This is a genomic window from Curtobacterium sp. B8, assembly GCF_000333315.1.
GTDB classification, from domain to species: Bacteria; Actinomycetota; Actinomycetes; order Actinomycetales; family Microbacteriaceae; genus Curtobacterium; species Curtobacterium luteum.
In genome coordinates this window covers 1-1,001 of the sequence record NZ_BACW01000352.1, presented here as the reverse complement: position 1 = coordinate 1,001, position 1,001 = coordinate 1, and the positions used below count along the sequence as shown (strand labels likewise).

General features: G+C 72.2%; 1 protein-coding gene. It reads left to right on the top strand.

All coding sequences use genetic code 11. The features are described 5' to 3' along the window. On the top strand, positions 1-1,001 hold a 1,001-nt coding region (locus I59_RS09090), incomplete at both ends, for a thymidine phosphorylase (protein WP_022903603.1).

Genomic DNA, 1,001 nt, shown 5'->3' with positions numbered 1-1,001 from the left:
CCTCGCGATGGCGATCTTCCTCAACGGCATGGAGCGGCGGGAGATCAAGGACCTCACGCTCGCGATGATCGCGTCGGGGGAGCGGATGTCGTTCGACGCGCTCGGCAAGACGACCGTGGACAAGCACTCCACGGGCGGTGTCGGCGACAAGATCACGCTGCCGCTGGCGCCCCTCGTCGCCTCGTTCGGCGTTGCCGTCCCGCAGCTCTCCGGGCGCGGCCTCGGTCACACGGGCGGGACGCTCGACAAGCTCGAGTCCATCCCGGGGTGGCAGGCCGCGCTGTCGAACTCGCGTCTCCTCGAGATCCTGGACGACGTCGGCGCGGTCATCTGCGCCGCCGGATCGGGTCTGGCGCCCGCGGACAAGAAGCTCTACGCGCTCCGGGACATCACCGGCACGGTCGAGTGCATCCCGCTCATCGCGTCGAGCATCATGTCGAAGAAGATCGCCGAGGGCACCGGGGCGCTCGTGCTCGACGTCAAGTTCGGGTCGGGTGCCTTCATGCCGACGTACGAGGCGTCGAAGGAGCTCGCACAGACGATGGTCGACCTCGGGAACGACGCCGGCGTGGCGACCTCGGCGCTCCTGACCGACATGGAGGTCCCGCTCGGACTGACGATCGGCAACGCGCTCGAGGTCCGTGAGTCCGTCGAGGTGCTGGAGGGCGGGGGCCCGGCCGACGTCGTGGAGCTCACCGTCGCGCTGGCGACCGAGATGCTCACGCTCGCCGGCCTGCCGGATGCGGACCCGGCCGCGGCGCTCGCGGACGGGCGGGCGATGGACACCTGGCGCCGGATGATCGCCGCACAGGGCGGCGACCCCGGGGCCGCGCTGCCGGTCGCCCGTGAGCAGCACGTCGTCACCGCGCCCGAGTCGGGCGTGCTCGTCTCGCAGGAGGCCCTGCCGTTCGGCGTCGCGGCCTGGCGTCTGGGCGCCGGCCGAGCCCGTGCGCAGGACCCGGTCCAGGCGGGGGCCGGCATCGAGCTGCACGTCAGCCGGG